Annotated in this window: 15 protein-coding genes and 1 pseudogene; 6 read left to right on the top strand and 10 right to left on the bottom strand. The window is 70.0% G+C overall.

Going from position 1 to position 17,128, the window contains the following annotated elements; genetic code table 11:
- The first annotated feature begins 1 nt into the window (after position 1).
- Together cseB and cseC are read left to right on the top strand one after the other, a co-directional pair.
- Positions 2 to 706: a two-component system response regulator CseB gene (gene cseB, locus ACZ63F_RS40035; protein WP_351960943.1), complete on the top strand. Its 705-nt coding sequence runs from the start codon at positions 2 to 4 to the stop codon at positions 704 to 706.
- Between the two features lie 11 nt (positions 707 to 717).
- Positions 718 to 2,070, top strand: a complete 1,353-nt coding sequence (gene cseC, locus ACZ63F_RS40030) for a two-component system sensor histidine kinase CseC (RefSeq protein WP_469718699.1) — start codon at positions 718 to 720, stop codon at positions 2,068 to 2,070.
- A gap of 2 nt (positions 2,071 to 2,072) precedes the next feature.
- Here cseC and ACZ63F_RS40025 read toward each other — a convergent pair.
- Positions 2,073 to 2,235: pseudogene (locus ACZ63F_RS40025) on the bottom strand (SAM-dependent methyltransferase); the annotation flags it as partial.
- Between the two features lie 153 nt (positions 2,236 to 2,388).
- Positions 2,389 to 3,996 (bottom strand): MDR family MFS transporter, encoded by a 1,608-nt coding sequence (locus ACZ63F_RS40020; protein ID WP_469718698.1) that lies wholly within the window; start codon positions 3,994 to 3,996, stop codon positions 2,389 to 2,391.
- Positions 3,997 to 4,144: 148 nt separating this feature from the next.
- Here ACZ63F_RS40020 and ACZ63F_RS40015 point away from each other — a divergent pair, with 148 nt between their 5' ends.
- Positions 4,145 to 4,741, top strand: coding sequence for a TetR/AcrR family transcriptional regulator (locus ACZ63F_RS40015; protein WP_469718696.1), 597 nt, complete (start codon positions 4,145 to 4,147; stop codon positions 4,739 to 4,741).
- A 7-nt stretch (positions 4,742 to 4,748) separates the two neighbouring features.
- Here ACZ63F_RS40015 and ACZ63F_RS40010 read toward each other — a convergent pair whose 3' ends face one another.
- Positions 4,749 to 5,300, bottom strand: a complete 552-nt coding sequence (locus ACZ63F_RS40010; protein ID WP_469718695.1) for a M23 family metallopeptidase — start codon at positions 5,298 to 5,300, stop codon at positions 4,749 to 4,751.
- A gap of 540 nt (positions 5,301 to 5,840) precedes the next feature.
- Here ACZ63F_RS40010 and ACZ63F_RS40005 point away from each other — a divergent pair.
- Entirely contained in the window at positions 5,841 to 6,443 is a 603-nt protein-coding gene (locus ACZ63F_RS40005; protein ID WP_469718694.1) for an HAD family acid phosphatase, read from the top strand.
- Positions 6,444 to 6,489: 46 nt separating this feature from the next.
- Positions 6,490 to 9,549, top strand: coding sequence for an NACHT domain-containing protein (locus ACZ63F_RS40000; protein WP_469718692.1), 3,060 nt, complete (start codon positions 6,490 to 6,492; stop codon positions 9,547 to 9,549).
- Positions 9,550 to 9,609: 60 nt separating this feature from the next.
- Here ACZ63F_RS40000 and ACZ63F_RS39995 read toward each other — a convergent pair whose 3' ends face one another.
- Positions 9,610 to 12,135, bottom strand: a complete 2,526-nt coding sequence (locus ACZ63F_RS39995; RefSeq protein ID WP_351960935.1) for an ATP-dependent Clp protease ATP-binding subunit — start codon at positions 12,133 to 12,135, stop codon at positions 9,610 to 9,612.
- Between the two features lie 430 nt (positions 12,136 to 12,565).
- Here ACZ63F_RS39995 and ACZ63F_RS39990 point away from each other — a divergent pair, with 430 nt between their 5' ends.
- Entirely contained in the window at positions 12,566 to 13,252 is a 687-nt protein-coding gene (locus tag ACZ63F_RS39990; protein ID WP_469718690.1) for an SCO3374 family protein, read from the top strand.
- On the opposite strand, the gene ACZ63F_RS39985 is transcribed toward ACZ63F_RS39990, so the two are convergent.
- The 6 genes from ACZ63F_RS39985 to ACZ63F_RS39960 form a co-directional block, all read right to left on the bottom strand.
- A complete protein-coding gene (locus ACZ63F_RS39985; protein ID WP_093500012.1) occupies positions 13,231 to 13,566 on the bottom strand; it encodes a histone-like nucleoid-structuring protein Lsr2 in 336 nt (111 codons plus the stop codon). The two genes, ACZ63F_RS39990 and ACZ63F_RS39985, sit on opposite strands and share 22 nt — an antisense overlap.
- A gap of 298 nt (positions 13,567 to 13,864) precedes the next feature.
- Positions 13,865 to 14,398: an amino-acid N-acetyltransferase gene (locus tag ACZ63F_RS39980; RefSeq protein WP_351960932.1), complete on the bottom strand. Its 534-nt coding sequence runs from the start codon at positions 14,396 to 14,398 to the stop codon at positions 13,865 to 13,867.
- Between the two features lie 9 nt (positions 14,399 to 14,407).
- Positions 14,408 to 14,830: a BlaI/MecI/CopY family transcriptional regulator gene (locus tag ACZ63F_RS39975; RefSeq protein WP_469718687.1), complete on the bottom strand. Its 423-nt coding sequence runs from the start codon at positions 14,828 to 14,830 to the stop codon at positions 14,408 to 14,410.
- A 138-nt stretch (positions 14,831 to 14,968) separates the two neighbouring features.
- Positions 14,969 to 15,148, bottom strand: coding sequence for a hypothetical protein (locus tag ACZ63F_RS39970; protein WP_469718685.1), 180 nt, complete (start codon positions 15,146 to 15,148; stop codon positions 14,969 to 14,971).
- Positions 15,149 to 15,230: 82 nt separating this feature from the next.
- The gene (locus tag ACZ63F_RS39965; RefSeq protein WP_351960966.1) at positions 15,231 to 15,848 is read right to left on the bottom strand and encodes a hypothetical protein; all 618 of its coding nucleotides are present in this window, start codon (positions 15,846 to 15,848) and stop codon (positions 15,231 to 15,233) included.
- Between the two features lie 481 nt (positions 15,849 to 16,329).
- Positions 16,330 to 17,127, bottom strand: coding sequence for a type III pantothenate kinase (locus tag ACZ63F_RS39960; RefSeq protein WP_089099902.1), 798 nt, complete (start codon positions 17,125 to 17,127; stop codon positions 16,330 to 16,332).
- Position 17,128 lies beyond the last annotated feature (1 nt).

The following is a 17,128-nucleotide window of genomic DNA, read 5'->3' as shown; positions in this document are numbered from 1 at the left end:
GATGGCAGACCAGACCCACGTCCTGTTCGTCGAGGACGACGACGTCATCCGCGAGGCCACCCAGCTCGCCCTGGAGCGGGACGGCTTCGCGGTCACCGCCATGCCCGACGGCCTGTCGGGCCTGGAGGCCTTCCGCGCCGACCGGCCCGACATCGCCCTGCTGGACGTGATGGTCCCGGGCCTGGACGGGGTGAGCCTGTGCCGGCGCATCCGCGACGAGTCGACCGTCCCGGTGATCATGCTGTCGGCGCGGGCCGACTCGATCGACGTGGTGCTGGGTCTGGAGGCGGGCGCCGACGACTACGTCACCAAGCCGTTCGACGGGGCCGTCCTGGTCGCCCGGATCCGGGCGGTGCTGCGCCGCTTCGGGCACGCGAGCGGCGGCGAGAAGCCGCACGAGGACGCGGCGGAGGCGACGGGCGGCCTGCTCACCTTCGGCGACCTGGAGATCGACACCGAGGGCATGGAGGTGCGCCGGGCCGGGCAGCCGGTCGCGCTGACGCCCACCGAGATGCGGCTGCTCCTGGAGTTCTCCTCGGCGCCGGGGACCGTGCTCTCCCGCGACAAGCTGCTCGAACGCGTCTGGGACTACGGCTGGGGCGGGGACACCCGCGTCGTCGACGTCCACGTGCAGCGACTGCGCACGAAGATCGGCCAGGACCGGATCGAGACGGTCCGCGGTTTCGGCTACAAGTTGAAGGCCTGAGCGAGGCGGTCATGCGGGGGTTCTCCAGCCGGTACCGGGGTCCGGGGTTGCGCACCGGACTCAGATGGAAGCTGAGCGCGGCGATCGCGCTGGTCGGCGCGCTGGTCGCGATCGCGTTGAGCCTGGTGGTGCACAACGCCGCCCGGGTCTCGATGCTGGACAACGCGCGCGAGCTGGCCAACGAGCGGCTGCAGATCGGCCAGCGCAACTACGAGCTGTACGGGAGGGCGAACTTCCCCGACGTCAAGGTCGACGACCCCCGGCTGCCGCCGGCCCTGCGCGAGCGGGTCGACGCCGGCCGCCGGGCGACCGACGTGATCGACCACGGCAGCGGCGCGCCGGACATCTGGGCCGCGGTGCAGGCCAAGGACGGGCGGGTGCTGTCCCTGCACAGCACGTTCGCCAACCGCAGCAGCAATGTGCTGAAGGACCTCGACCAGGCTCTGGTCATCGGGTCCATCGCGGTCGTCCTCGGTGGCAGTGCGCTCGGCGTGCTGATCGGCGGGCAGCTCTCGGTCCGGCTGCGCAAGGCGGCGGCCGCGGCCAACCAGGTCGCCCAGGGCCAGCCGGACGTGCGGGTGCGGGAGGCGATCGGCGGGGTGGTACGGGACGAGACCGACGATCTGGCGCGGGCCGTGGACGCCATGGCGGACGCGTTGCAGCAGCGGCTTGAGGCCGAGCGGCGGGTGACGGCCGACATCGCGCACGAGCTGCGTACGCCGGTGACCGGCCTGCTCACGGCGGCCGAGCTGCTGCCGCCCGGCCGTCCGACCGAACTGGTCCTGGACCGGGCGAAGGCGATGCGCACCCTCGTCGAGGACGTGCTGGAGGTGGCCCGGCTCGACAGCGCCTCCGAGCGGGCCGAGCTGCAGGACATCGTGCTGGGCGAGTTCGTGGCCCGGCGGGTGGCCGCGAAGGACCCGGAGATCGAGGTGCGGGTGGTGCACGAGTCGGAGGCGACCACCGACCCGCGCCGGCTGGAGCGGGTGCTGTTCAACCTGCTCGCCAACGCCGCCCGGCACGGCAAGCCGCCCATCGAGGTGACCGTCGAGGGCCGGGTCATCCGGGTCCGCGACCACGGCCCCGGCTTCCCCGAGAAACTCCTCGCGGAGGGGCCGAGCCGCTTCCGCACCGGCAGCGAGGACCGGGCCGGCCAGGGCCACGGCCTCGGCCTGACCATCGCGGCGGGCCAGGCCCGGGTCCTGGGCGCCCGCCTGACCTTCCGCAACATCCGCCCGGCCGGGGCACCCGCGCACGTCCCCGCGGAGGGCGCGGTGGCCGTCCTGTGGCTCCCGGAGCACGCCCCGACGGCCACCGGCAGCTACCCGATCCTGCCGGGACCGACCCAGACGGGGAGCCGCTGACTCTCAGGTGGATGCCACCAGGAGTTCCCCGCCGCGTCCGGTCCGGCGAGCCGCAGCCCGACCTCCGTCCTCGATGACGTGCGGCGGCGGGTCGGCGCGCAGGTGCAGGGCCCGCCACAGCGCGGTGCGGACGGCGGTGTGGTCGGGCCCGGTCTGCGCCGGCATGCTCCATGACCCCCGTGGCGACCAGCCTGCGCAGCGCCTGGCGCCCTTGGCGAGGCGCAGCTGCCGCAGTGTGTCCACGCCGTCATTCCCGGCCCGGGAACGAAGAAGCGGGGGCCCCGGGGGCAGCAGCCCCCAGAACCCCCGCACCCGGTCTCAGATCGCCTCGACCGCCGGCATCGGTGCCGCCTCGTCCGCCTTCTGCGGGCCGCCCCGCAGCGGGACCTCCTTCACGAAGACCGCCGCCACCAGCACCAGCACGGCGATCACGGAACCGAGCAGGAACGCCGAGTGGGTACCGGCCGACACCGCGTGCTGGTACGCCTCGCGCGCCGCCGCCGGCAGCTTCGCCAGGCTCTTCGCGTCCAGCTGCGCCGACTGCTCGGTGATCTTCGAGCCCAGCGAGCCGGCCCGCTCGGCCATGACCGCCTTGACCCGGTCGTTGAAGATCGCGCCCATGATGGCGACGCCGAAGGACGAGCCGAGCGTACGGAACAGGGTGGTGGACGAGGACGCGACGCCCATGTCCTTCATCTCCACGCTGTTCTGCGCGACCAGCATGGTGATCTGCATCAGGCAGCCCATGCCGAGGCCGACCACGGCCATGTAGACGCCGGAGATGAACCGGGTGGTGTCCGTGTCCATGGTGGACAGCAGGTACAGGCCGATGGTGAGCAGCACGCCGCCCACGAGAGGGAAGATCTTGTAGCGGCCGGTGCTGGTGGTGACCCGGCCGGCGACCATCGAGGTCACCAGCATCGCGCCGAGCATCGGCAGCAGCAGCAGACCGGAGTTGGTCGCGGACGCGCCCTGCACGGACTGCTGGTAGAGCGGCAGGAACAGCGTGGCGCCGAACATCACGAAGCCCACGACGAAGCCGATGATCGACATCAGGGTGAAGTTGCGGCTGCGGAAGATGTGCAGCGGCAGGACCGGCTCGGCGGCCTTGGTCTGCCAGAAGACGAAGCCGATCAGGGCGACCACGCCGATGGCGATCAGTTCCATGATCCGCGCGGACGTCCAGGCGTACTGGGAGCCGCCCCAGGTCGTGACCAGCACGATCGAGGTGATGCCCAGGGTCAGCAGCGCGGCGCCCAGGTAGTCGATGCGCGTCTTGTTCCGCTTCTTCGGCAGGTGCAGGACGGCGCTGATGGCGGCCAGCGCGACCACGCCGAGCGGCAGGTTGATGTAGAAGGCCCAGCGCCAGCCCCAGTTGTCGGTGATGGTGCCGCCGACCAGCGGGCCGCCGATCATGGCGAGCGCCATGACGCCGGCCATCATGCCCTGGTACTTGCCGCGCTCACGGGGCGGCACGAGGTCGCCGATGATCGCCATGACGCCGACCATCAGACCGCCGGCGCCGAGGCCCTGGACGGCCCGGAACCCGATCAGCTGGCCCATGTCCTGGGCCATGCCGCTGAGCGCGGAGCCGATCAGGAAGATGACTATGGAGGTCATGAAGGCGCCCTTGCGCCCGTACATGTCACCGAGCTTGCCCCAGAGCGGGGTGGCCGCCGCGGTCGCGAGGGTGTACGCGGTCACGACCCACGACAGGTGCTCCAGGCCGCCCAGCTCGCCGACGATGGTCGGCATCGCGGTGCCCACGATCATGTTGTCGAGCATCGCGAGCATCATCGCGACCATGAGCGCGAGCATCACGACCCGTACGCTCCTGGGCTCCTTCTGCGGTGTCTCGGCCGCTGCCGGTGCCTCCGGTGCCTCCGGTGTTTCCTGGCCGGTCTCGGCCGCCTGGGTGTCCGCCATCTCTCCCACTCCCCCTGGCGACAACTACTTACTTGCCGCCCGGCTAGTTCAGTACACTCGGAAGTTAGACCCGTTGCTAGCCGGGCGTCAAGTAAGTTTACTAGCCGGGCGGCAAGCAAGTTTTCGCGGGAGTGCGAGGAGTAAGAGGATGAGCGTCACCATGGACGGCACCAAGCAGCAGCGCCGCGGGAACACCCGCCAGCGCATCCAGGACGTGGCGCTCGAACTCTTCGCCGAGCAGGGCTACGAGAAGACCTCCCTGCGGGAGATCGCCGAGCACCTCGACGTGACCAAGGCGGCCCTGTACTACCACTTCAAGACCAAGGAAGAGATCCTGGTCAGCGTCTTCCAGGACCTGACGCGGCCGATCGAGGACCTGATCGAGTGGGGCAAGGGCCAGCCGCACACCCTGGAGACCAAGCAGGAGATCGTACGGCGCTACCACGCGGCGCTGGGCGCCGCCGAGCCGCTGTTCCGGTTCATGCAGGAGAACCAGGCGACGGTCCGCGAGCTGAAGATCGGCGACACCTTCAAGGACCGGATGCGCGGCCTGCGGAACATCATCATCGACCCGGACGCGGCGCTGACCGACCAGATCCGCTGCATCAGCGCGCTCTTCACGCTGCACGCCGGCATGTTCGTGATGCAGGACATCGAGGGCGACCCCCGCAAGAAGCGCGAGGCCGTCCTGGAGGTCGCCGTGGACCTGGTGACCCAGGCCCACCGGGGCTCACACCCCGCCTGACCGCCGCTCAGACGGTCAGGCCCTTGGTGCGCAGGAAGGCGACGGGGTCTATCGCGGAACCGTAGTTCGGGGTCGTACGGATCTCGAAGTGCAGGTGCGGGCCCGAGGAGTTCCCGGTGTTGCCGGAGCGGGCGATGTGCTGGCCGGTCTTGACGATCTGGCCGACCCTGACGTCGATGCGGGACAGGTGGGCGTACTGCGAGTACTGGCCGTTGCCGTGCTTGACGACGATGGCGTTGCCGTACGCGGGACCGTCGCCTGCGCCGTTGCCGCCGGCCTTGACGACGGTGCCGCCGTGCGCCGCGACGACCTCGGTGCCGCTCGGCACCGCGAAGTCCTGACCGCTGTGGCGGGCGGACCACATGCCCCCGGCCTGGTTGAAGGTCGCGGAGAGCGTGTACTTCTTCACCGGGTCGACCCAGGCGGCGGCGCCGGAGGTGGCGGCCGACGCGACCCCCGAGCCCACCACGGCCGTGACCCCGGCACCGGCGGCCAGAACGGCGGCCCGCCTGCGGAACGAGGACGTACGGGGGGAGCGGAGAGCGGCGCGCAGGGACATCGAAACCTCGTGGAGTAGGCAGCAGGACCCCCCTCCGGCGGCACCGGCCCACAGGGGCGGCCGCCGAACGGGGCATCTCTTGGTAACCCGGAGGCCCGAAAACGCTCAAACCGCGCTTCTACGGCACACCTTAGTAATCTGACCCAGAATTGACCATTCCTTGACACGGACCATGCCGTCGAGGCAAGCCCGCTCTCACGTCGACTCCGCGCCAGGAATTACGGAAGGAAATTCCCGTTTCCTCCCGATAGGCGAATCCACTATCTCCACTAGTACCGGACATTTCGCCCGTGCGGTATGTCACCCTCTGGGGCCGCCGTCGGCCCCCGCGACACACCCGCGCCCGGCGACAGGACACCTGAGACCCTGCCCCGCCCCTCCACGCCACCCACGGGACCGCACGTACCGATACGACGCACACCCCTAGCGCCCTACCCGTCAGTAACCCTATGGTTCCCCGCACGCCATCTGCCCCACTCATCATGCCCCTGACACCACAGCCATGACGTGAGCCATGACGTGAGAGGACACCCCGCCCCGATGACCAGAGGCACCTGGACCCGCCGCATATCCGTCACCGCCGTCTCCGTGGCCGCGCTCGCCGGACTGGCCGCGCCGGCCCGGGCCGCGACGGAGAGCAGCTCCACCACGGTCGACTACGCCACCTGGCAGCAGGACTGCCAGTCCGTGATGGACCAGGCCCTGCCCTACCTGAAGCAGCGCATCGCCGCCGCCGAGCCGGGCGGGAAGCAGGCGATCGTCTTCGACATCGACAACACCACGCTGGAGACCGACTTCGGCTTCAGCTTCCCCCAGCCGGCCAACAAGCCGGTCCTGAACGTCGCCAAGTACGCCCAGGAGCACGGCGTCTCCCTGTTCTTCGTCACCGCGCGCCCCGGCATCATCTACCTGCCCACCGAGTACAACCTCGAACACGACGGCTACCAGGTCTCCGGCCTCTACGTCCGCGGCTTCCTCGACCTCTTCAAGGACGTCGCCGCCTACAAGACCGCCCAGCGCGTCGACATCGAGAACAAGGGCTACGACATCATCGCGAACATCGGCAACAGCGCCACCGACCTCTCCGGCGGCCACGCCGACAAGACGTTCAAGCTGCCGGACTACAACGGCCAGTTGTCGTAGACCACGGATAGGCTCCATCCGTCGACCGGACTCACGGGGGTGGCGGATGGAGCCGACGGTACTGGGCGGGAAGCTGGCGTCGAGCCTGGTCAGCCAGCTGGTGAAGAAGCTGTTCGTGGCGGACGGCCCGGGCGCCGGGCTGGTGGACAGGCCGGTGCGGCTGCGGGACCTGGTGTCCTTCAGGGGCGAGAAGCGGGTGCTGGGCGAGAAGGAGGTCGGCAGGCTCTCCGCCCAGCTGGTCGCACGGGCCGTCGAGCCCCCGGGGGAGCCGCGGTTCCCCGCCGACGAACAAGCGGCGGTGGCCGACGCCCTGGCCCGCCGGCTGCTCGCCCTCGGCGACCTGGACATGGACGACGTACAGGCCGTACGCCTGGGCCACGACGAACTCGCCAGGCGCCTTCGCGAAGCCGCCCCCGCCTCCGGCGCCGGCCTCTCCTCGGACGCCGCCCTCTTCCTCGACTCCGCGACCGGGTGGGCCTGCCTCCAGATCCTGGAGTTCTTCACCCGCCGGTCCACCTTCGTAGCCCGCACCCTGGTCGAACAGACCCGCTCGCAGGCCGAACTGATCGCCAGGACCGACGAGCTGATCACCCGCGTCCCGCGCCCGGACGCCCACGACACGGCCTTCGAACGCCGCTACCTTCCGTACGTCGCAGAGCACCACAGCCAGATCACCATCTACGGCATCGACCTGCGCGACTCGCCGGACCGCTGGCCTTTGGAAGTCGCCTACCTGAGCCTGGAGGCGACGACGGCCGACGAGCCCGACGCCCGGCAGGATGCCGCTCACTCGGCCCCGGTCACCCTCAAGCTGCCGGCCGAGGAGGCCATGCGCGGCAACGACCGCGTGCTGCTGCGCGGCGACGCCGGCTCCGGCAAGACGACCCTGGTCCAGTGGCTGGCGGTGTCGGCGGCCCACGCCGGTGAACGCGTCCCGTACGTGCTCCCCCTGCGCACGTTGATCCGCGCGGGCGCACTTCCCGCTCCGGCGGCCTTCCTCACCGCGGTGAGTTGCCCCCTGACACCCCCAGAAGGGTGGACGGAACGCGTCCTGACGGCGGGCCGGGCCCTGGTCCTGGTCGACGGCCTGGACGAGGTCCCGGCACCCGACCGCCACCGCACACGCGACTGGCTCCTGGCCCTGATCCGCGCGTTCCCCGGGAACAGCTGGCTCCTGACCTCCCGCCCGACGGCGGTACGCCCCGACTGGCTCGCCACCGAGGGCTTCCGCGAACTGGCCCTCGCCCCCATGCGCCGCCCGGACGTGACGACCTTCGTCCACCGCTGGCACACGGCCGCCGGGGCCCCGCAGTTCGAGGGGCCGCTGCTGGACTCCCTCCGGACCAAACGCGACCTCGCCCGCCTCGCCACCAACCCCCTGATGTGCGGCCTGATCTGCGCCCTGCACCGAGAGCGCCGCGGTTATCTCCCCACCGGCCGCAAGGAGTTGTACGACTCCGCCCTCACGATGCTGCTGGCCCGCCGGGACCGGGAACGGGGTATGGGCGCGGTGGACGAGGTGGAACTGAGCGAGGAGGCCCAGCTGGAACTCCTCCAGCGCCTGGCCTACGCGCTGGTGCTGAGCGGCCGCACCGAGATGGAGGTGGAGACGGCCGAGAGCATCGTGGAACGCTGCCTGCCGTCGATCACGCTGCCGGGACGGCGGGCGGACGCGCCGACCGTGCTCCACGCCCTGCTCCTGCGCAGCGGCCTGGTCCGTCAACCGGCCGTCGGTGTCATGGATTTCGTCCACCGCACCTTCCAGGACTACCTGGGCGCCCGGTACGCGGTGGCGGAGGGTCACCTGGACGTCCTCGCGAGCCACGCGAACGACACGCAGTGGGAGGACGTCATCCGCATGGCGATGGCCCATGCCAGGCCTCGCGAACGGGCCTGGCTGCTGCGGCAGCTGCTGGCCGGCGACAGTCCGCGGCTGACCCTGCTGGCACTGGCCTGTCTGGAGCACGCGACAGCACTGGATCCGGGGGTACGGGCGGAGGTGGAGGCACGGGCCGCCGCACTGATTCCACCCCGTACGAAGGAGGACGCGAAGCTCCTGGCAGAGGCGGGACCTCTGGTGCTGGAGCTGCTGCCGGGACCGGAGGCGCTGAGCGCCGAGGAGGCCCTGGGGGTCACGGTGACGGCATCGGTGCTGGGTACGGAGGACCCGACGGGGGCGCTGGGGGTGCTGCGGCGGTACCGGGACCATCAGGACCTCGATGTACGCAGGCAGTTGGCCGGCACCTGGAGCCGGTTCGACACCGAGGAGTACGCGCTGGAGGTGCTGGATCACCTCGCGCGGACGGACCTCTTCCTCCGCGGTGAGTCGGCCGGGGAGCTGAGGGCGCTGGCCCGCATGCGCCCCTGGCCGGAGCTTTCCTTCGTGGGGGCGCACCAGGTCTCGGACGTCCTGGCCGCGGTGCCGGCACCCGAATGCGTGACATCGCTCAATCTGCAGGGCAACCCCTGTCTCACCGATCTGGGGGTGCTCTCGCCCTTCAGCTCGCTCAACCGGCTCTGGGTCGACGGCTGCCCGGCGGCCACCGGCCTGGACCGACTGGCCGGCCTGCCGCTCGCGCTGCTCGGCTGCGGCGGTGTCGCCGATCTGACCGGGATGCGGTTCCTGCGGTCACTGACCGGAATCACCCTGGACCAGGAGCTCCCGGGCACCGATCTCACGGAGACCCTGCCGACGGAGGCGGCCCTGGAGTTCCTCTTCCTCGGCGCACACAGCACGGACGGCACGGGGCTGCGCGGGCTCCAGCACTGGACCACGTTGCGCACGCTCAGCCTGGGACCGCTGACCACGGAGCTGACGGTCGCCGACTGGCGACGGGTCACCGAGCTGCCGGAACTGACCCGCCTGTATCTGAACGCGCGGATCATCCGGGACTTCCCCCACTCCATCGAGCTGATGCCCGAACTGCCGGGTGTCGAGGAGCTGCGGATCGCGTCGATGCACGGCGCCGAGGACCTCGCTCCGCTGGTGCCTCGTCTTCCGGGACTGCGCTCGCTGATTTTGACCGACCGATCGGGGCACACCTTCCCGATCTCCCGCTTCACGGGCCTCTTCCCCGGCGTGGAGACGCGCCTTGAACCGCGCTGACGAGTGAGGGGCCGGTGCTCCGAAAAGCACCGGCCCCTCATCTCGGCTCACCCCGGAGGGCTACGCCTCCTTGCTCAGGTTCGGCCCGGCACCGCCGGCCGCCTGCTCGATCGGCGGGACGTCGGGGAGGGCCGACTTCTCCTCGCCGCGGAAGGTGAAGGTCTTGGTGTCGCCCTCACCCTCCGTGTCGACGACCACGATGTGACCGGGACGCAGCTCGCCGAAGAGGATCTTCTCCGAGAGCGTGTCCTCGATCTCGCGCTGGATCGTGCGACGCAGCGGACGCGCGCCCAGCACCGGGTCGTAGCCCTTCTTGGACAGCAGCTCCTTGGCGGACTGGGAGAGCTCGATGCCCATGTCCCGGTCCTTGAGGCGCTCGTCCACCTTGCTGATCATCAGGTCGACGATCCGCAGGATGTCCTCCTGCGTCAGCTGCGGGAAGACGACCACGTCGTCGACGCGGTTGAGGAACTCGGGCCGGAAGTGCTGCTTGAGCTCGTCCTGGACCTTGTTCTTCATGCGCTCGTAGTTGGACTTGGTGTCACCCGTGGCCGCGAAGCCCAGGTTGAAGCCCTTGGAGATGTCCCGGGTGCCGAGGTTGGTCGTCATGATGATGACCGTGTTCTTGAAGTCCACGACCCGGCCCTGGGAGTCGGTCAGGCGACCGTCCTCCAGGATCTGCAGCAGGCTGTTGAAGATGTCCGGGTGGGCCTTCTCCACCTCGTCGAAGAGGACGACGGAGAACGGCTTGCGGCGGACCTTCTCGGTCAGCTGGCCACCCTCCTCGTAGCCCACGTAGCCGGGGGGCGAACCGAAGAGCCGCGACACCGTGTGCTTCTCGCTGAACTCCGACATGTCGAGGGAGATCAGCGCGTCCTCGTCGCCGAAGAGGAACTCGGCGAGCGCCTTGGACAGCTCGGTCTTACCGACACCGGACGGGCCGGCGAAGATGAACGAGCCACCGGGGCGCTTCGGGTCCTTCAGACCGGCACGCGTACGGCGGATCGCCTTCGACAGCGCCTTGACGGCGTCGACCTGGCCGATGACCCGCTTGTGGAGCTCGTCCTCCATGCGCAGCAGACGCGAGGACTCCTCCTCGGTCAGCTTGAAGACCGGGATGCCGGTGGCCGTGGCGAGGACCTCGGCGATCAGCTCGCCGTCGACCTCGGCGACGACGTCCATGTCGCCGGCCTTCCACTCCTTCTCCCGCTTGGCCTTGGCGGCCAGGAGCTGCTTCTCCTTGTCGCGGAGGGAGGCGGCCTTCTCGAAGTCCTGCGAGTCGATCGCGGACTCCTTGTCCCGGCGGACGGCGGCGATCTTCTCGTCGAACTCGCGCAGGTCCGGCGGCGCGGTCATCCGGCGGATGCGCATCCGGGAACCGGCCTCGTCGATCAGGTCGATCGCCTTGTCCGGCAGGAAGCGGTCCGAGATGTACCGGTCGGCCAGGGTGGCGGCCTGGACCAGCGCCTCGTCCGTGATGGAGACCCGGTGGTGGGCCTCGTACCGGTCACGCAGACCCTTGAGGATCTCGATCGTGTGCGGCAGGGACGGCTCGGCGACCTGGATGGGCTGGAAGCGGCGCTCCAGGGCCGCGTCCTTCTCCAGGTGCTTGCGGTACTCGTCCAGGGTGGTGGCACCGATGGTCTGCAGCTCACCGCGGGCCAGCATCGGCTTCAGGATGGAAGCCGCGTCGATGGCGCCCTCGGCGGCACCCGCACCGACCAGCGTGTGCAGCTCGTCGATGAACAGGATGATGTCGCCGCGGGTGCGGATCTCCTTGAGCACCTTCTTCAGGCGCTCCTCGAAGTCACCGCGGTAGCGGGAGCCGGCGACCAGGGCGCCGAGGTCCAGGGTGTAGAGGTGCTTGTCCTTGAGGGTCTCGGGCACCTCGCCCTTGACGATGGCCTGGGCGAGGCCCTCGACGACGGCGGTCTTGCCGACGCCGGGCTCACCGATCAGGACCGGGTTGTTCTTGGTACGGCGGGACAGCACCTGCATGACCCGCTCGATCTCCTTCTCGCGCCCGATGACCGGGTCGAGCTTGGACTCACGAGCGGCCTGGGTGAGGTTCCGGCCGAACTGGTCGAGGACCAGGGACGTCGAGGGGGTGCCCTCGGCAGGCCCGCCGGCGGTGGCGGTCTCCTTGCCCTGGTAGCCGGAGAGCAGCTGGATGACCTGCTGCCGCACCCGGTTGAGATCAGCGCCCAGCTTGACCAGGACCTGGGCGGCGACGCCCTCGCCCTCACGGATCAGGCCGAGCAGGATGTGCTCCGTGCCGATGTAGTTGTGACCGAGCTGAAGGGCCTCGCGGAGCGACAGCTCCAGGACCTTCTTGGCACGGGGGGTGAAGGGGATGTGCCCGGACGGGGCCTGCTGGCCCTGGCCGATGATCTCCTCCACCTGCTGGCGGACCGCCTCGAGCGAAATCCCGAGGCTCTCAAGGGCCTTGGCGGCGACACCCTCACCCTCGTGGATCAGGCCCAGGAGGATGTGCTCGGTGCCGATGTAGTTGTGGTTGAGCATCCGGGCTTCTTCCTGAGCCAGGACGACAACCCGCCGCGCGCGGTCGGTGAACCTCTCGAACATCGTTAATCGCTCCTCAGAGCGGTCAGGCAGTGGGGGGAACTTCCCCTCTCTGTCCTTCCGCAGCTTAGTCCCGCAAGCGGGGACCGCTCATTCCAACTGCCGACACCGTCGATGGCCTCCTGACCCCGAACGCCGACATCTGCTCCAACCCGATGGTGCGAGACGATGTTCCCGCAGGCCAGGCAGTTACCCTTTCCTCCAGTACGCCGATGGCGAACGTGAGACGGCCTCGCCTGCGTGTCGCCCCCTCCCACTAGGGATGTCTTACCCGCTGCTACTGACAGTCCATGCCGTGTGCCCCCGGTCCCTCCGCTACGGGCGAACAACCTTGCGTCTCTCCGGACCCCCGGACACCCCCGTTCGCGGAACTCTGCGCAGCCGCACGCGCACCCAGCGTAACCCGCACGGCTTTGGGACGGTTGCGCCTGGCATGGCTGGCACAGCACCTCTGGCCGCTTCAACGGTCCCTCACCCCCGTCGTCCGTTCGACTCCGCTGCCGGTTCCGGGTGCGGCGCCGACTCCGGTCCGGACGCCTTCCGGCACTGGTACGAGAACGATCTGGGGTGGCCAACGGTGCCCGCGGTGCCCGGAGAGCCGCTGCGGCTGGTCACGGGCGTGCGATTCGACGTGCTGGAGGTGCCGGCGCCGGCGGGTGTGCGGGCGCTCGGACACCTGGCGCCGGGCTCTCCGGTGGCCCTTCAGGGCGGCCGGATGCGGCTGCTGGTGGCCGCCGGCAGCGCGGAGGAGCTGCCTGGGCTGCTGGCCTGGCTGGAGTGGGGCGCACCGGCCCTCGATCCCGGCGTGCGGGCGCTGGGCGCCGGGGGCGCGATGGACGCCCCGGTCCGGCCGGGGCCGTCGGTCGGCGGGATCCGGCCGCCTTCCGGATCCGCCGAGGGCCCGGCCGGGCCCGTGCAGGGGGCCGCCGTCTGGTTGCGGCCCCCCGAGTCGGGGTGCGAGGTCGAGGCCTCGCTGCCGACACTGTCGGCCATGGGGGGCGTCGGAGGCGCCCCCGATCTCGCACGACTGGTGAACACGCTGGCCACGGAGTGCCATCGCGTCCGGCTGCGGCGCGCGGGCCGCGGGCCGCGGGACGGTCAGGCGTTCGCGTCCTCGTAGGCCTGGCGAATCGTCGCCGGAACTCGGCCGCGGTCGTTGACGTCGTAACCGTTCTCCTTGGCCCACGCGCGAATCTGCGCGGTGTCCTGGCTGCCGCCGGAGGCCGCACGGGCCTTTCCGCGTCCGCCGGAAGCACGGCCACCGGTACGCCGGCCGCCCTTGACATAGGGGTCGAGAAGGCCGCGCAGCTTGTCCGCATTGGCGGTCGTGAGGTCGATCTCGTAGGTCTTGCCGTCCAACGCGAACGTCACGGTCTCGTCCGCCTCGCCGCCGTCGAGGTCGTCGACAAGAAGGACCTGAACCTTCTGTGCCACCGGTTTTCCTTTCATCGATAACTTCAGGGCCGGGGTGTGCGGCGCCCGCCGTTTCGCCGCCCCCTGTTATATGCAGTACTGCAGTACGTCGGAAAGCAAACCGCTTTTGCGGGAAAAACACAAACCCCTGGGAGAGGCCGAGGGGCCCGCTCCCACCCGGAAACATGCGCGTTTCGGACATAGGGCACCGGGGCAAGGGGGGATGCCCGGAATAGCAGGCGGATCTCCGCCCCATCTCCGCCCATCTCTGCCTCGACGGCCCTTGTCCGCCGCGATGCCTCTCGATGCCTCTCGGCGATCACAGATGCAGAAGCATCCGGCTGTTGCCCAAGGTGTTCGGTTTCACTCGTTCGAGTCCGAGGAACTCCGCGACACCCTCGTCATAGGAACGCAGCAGCTCCGCGTAGACATCGGTGTCCACGGGCGTCTCGCCGATCTCCACGAAGCCGTGCTTCCCGAAGAACTCGACTTCGAAGGTCAGACAGAAAACGCGGCGAACACCAAGCCAACGTGCGGTCTCCAGCAACTTCTCCAGCAACTGATGACCGACACCGGCGCCCTTGAGGCTGCGGTTCACCGCGAGAGTGCGCACTTCCGCGAGGTCTTCCCACATCACGTGCAGTGCGCCGCAGCCGACCACCTCGGCGTTGTCGTCGCGTTCCGCGACCCAGAACTCCTGGATGTCCTCGTAAAGCGTCACCATGGCTTTGTCGAGCAGGATGCGGTCGCGAACGTACACGTCGAGGAGGCGGCGCACGGCCGGGACATCGCTGGTCCGGGCCCGCCGGACGGTGATGGCTTTTGCGGTGACTTCGGGGCGCGTCGCTGACATGAGCGGACGCTATCGCCCGCCGGCGTCCGTCACCGAGCCGGGGTTCTGCTGTTGCGGGCCTTCCCGGTCTTCCCTCTCGCTATCCGGACCCTGCACGATACGTACGGCGTCCCGGAGGGACTGCCGCTGTGCGTCGCTCATCATCCCGAAGAAGGCGACGAGCGCGGCGGCCGGGTTGTCGCTCTGCGACCAGGCGTCGTTCATCAGGGCGGCGGCGTAGGCGGCCCGGGTGGAGACGGCCTCATATCGATAGGCGCGACCTTCGGCCTCCCGGCGGACCCAGCCCTTCTGATGGAGATTGTCCAAGACGGTCATCACCGTGGTGTACGCGATGGACCGTTCCTGCTGAAGGTCTTCCAGGACTTCTCGAACGGTCACCGGGCGGTTCCACTTCCACACCCGCGTCATGACCGCGTCTTCGAGTTCTCCCAATGGGCGAGGCACAGCTCAGAACAATAGTGGGAGATCCGGCCAATGGCGTGCCGGACGTGCACTTTCACCGACAAAGGCGAACAAAAGGGGCGTACGGCTCGGAAAGTGCGGTACGCCGCGGCGGCCGTGGGCCGACCCTCAGACGCCGTCGGCCTTGGAGACGGCGGCCTGGCGGGCGTTCTCCGCGAAGGCCGCGTCGACGGCGGCGTCCTCCTTGGCCTTGGCGGCCCCGCCCTGGGTCTTCACGATCACCCGGACCAGACCGATGAAGAAGATGGCCATGACGACCGGAGGCACGAGCGCGGCGACGTAGTCCATGGGACCAGAGTAGCCACGGCGGACCGGGCGAAAGGGGCGGGGTGGGCGAACCACGCCGCCACCCCCGTCGGCTGCCGGTTTCTCAGCCCGCGGCGAGTTGCTGCGGGGGCCCGGCGGGCGGCGCGGCGGGCCGGCGCCGCGGAAAGACCTCGCCCGGCGTGGGGATGGGCCGCTTCGGCGCGGTGGGCTCGGGAGCCGCGGGCCGCGGCGCGGGCCGCTCGGCGGGCTTCTCCTTGGGCTTCTTCTCCGGCTCCTTGGCCACTCCGCCCGGCAGAGCCGTCAGCCGGACCCTGGAGGCCGGAACGGCCGGTGCCGGTACCTTGCGTGCCCCCTGGGCGAGCCGGGCCCGCACGTCGTGCTCGGCGAGCTCCTGGCAGCGGCCCAGCAGAGCGGCGGCACCGGCATTCCCCCGCAGCGCCCGCAGCGCGGCGAGGTCGTCCGGGGTGGGCCGGTGCCCGGCCGCCAGCGCCTCCTCCAGAAGGGCGAGGTAACCGACGACGGTCCCCGGCAGGGCGGCCCGGTACCGGGCCAGATCGGCCACCAGGAAGGCACGCAGCCGAGCCCCCTCGCCGATCGCCTCGTCGAGCGACTCGGCGAGCCGATGACAGTCCTTGACGTCCTCGGCGGAGACGGGACCGGGGTGAAGGGCGAGGGCGAGAGCACGGCGGAGCACACGCAGCTCCTCCGCACCGAACGCCATGCCGCCGCGGGATCCGTATGGCGTGGGCATGGACCGAAGATACGCGTAAATCAGACAAACTCGACATAGGGGCCAGGGTGTGGCGCACACCGTCCACCCGCTCAGCCCCGCACTTTCAGCCCGTCCGGCGCCTGAGGACAACAACCGGCCCGCACCCTCTCCAGCCCGCCCGGCGCCTGAGGACGAGGCCCGCAGCCGCACTGTCCAGCCCGTCCGGCGTTTGAGGACGAGAACCGCACCCGCACCATCCAGCCCATCCGGCGCCTGAGGACGAGAACCGCACCCGCACCATCCAGCCCATCCGGCGCCTGAGGACGAGAACCGCAGCCGCACTGTCCAGCCCGTCCGGCGTTTGAGGACGAGGCCGGAGGCCGATGCGGGGGTCCGGGGGCGGCAGCCCCCGGAACGGGCGGTCGAAGGGGGCCCACCCCCTGGAGGACGGGACGGGTAGGGGCGGCGGGGGCGAGAAAACCCCCGCCGCTCACATCCGCGACACGTTCCGCTCGTACACCAGCCGCAACCCCACCAGCGTCAGCCACGGTTCATGCTCGTCGATCACCGACGACTCCCCCAGCACCATCGGCGCCAACCCACCCGTCGCGATCACCGTCACATCGTCCGGATCATCGGCAAGCTCCCGCGCCATCCGCCCGACCACCCCGTCGACCTGCCCGGCGAACCCGTACACGATGCCCGCCTGCATGGCCTCCACCGTGTTCTTCCCGATCACACTCCGCGGCCGCGCCACCTCGATCTTCCGCAGCTGCGCCCCCTTGACGCCCAGCGCCTCCACGGAGATCTCGATACCGGGCGCGATCACACCCCCGACGTACTCCCCGCGCGCGGACACCGCGTCGAAGGTCGTGGCCGTACCGAAGTCGACGACGATCGCCGGCCCCCCGAACAGCTCGACGGCGGCGACCGCGTTGATGATGCGGTCGGCGCCGACCTCCTTGGGGTTGTCGGTGAGGATCGGCACCCCGGTCTTGACCCCGGGCTCCACCAGCACCGCCGGCACGTCGCCGTAGTAGCGCCGCGTGACCTCGCGCAGCTCGTGCAGCACGCTCGGCACGGTCGCGCAGATCGCGATCCCGTCGATGCCGTCGCCCAGCTCGTCGCCGAGCAGCGGGTGCATGCCCATCAGACCCTGGAGGAGCACCGCCAGCTCGTCCGCGGTACGGCGCGCGTCCGTGGAGATGCGCCAGTGCTCGACGATGTCCTCGCCGTCGAAGAGCCCGAGGACGGTATGCGTGTTGCCGACGTCGATCGTGAGGAGCATG

Source organism: Streptomyces sp. NPDC104761, from assembly GCF_055583445.1.
The sequence above is the reverse complement of the archived record's forward strand: the minus strand, read 5'-3'. Positions and strand labels throughout refer to the sequence as shown.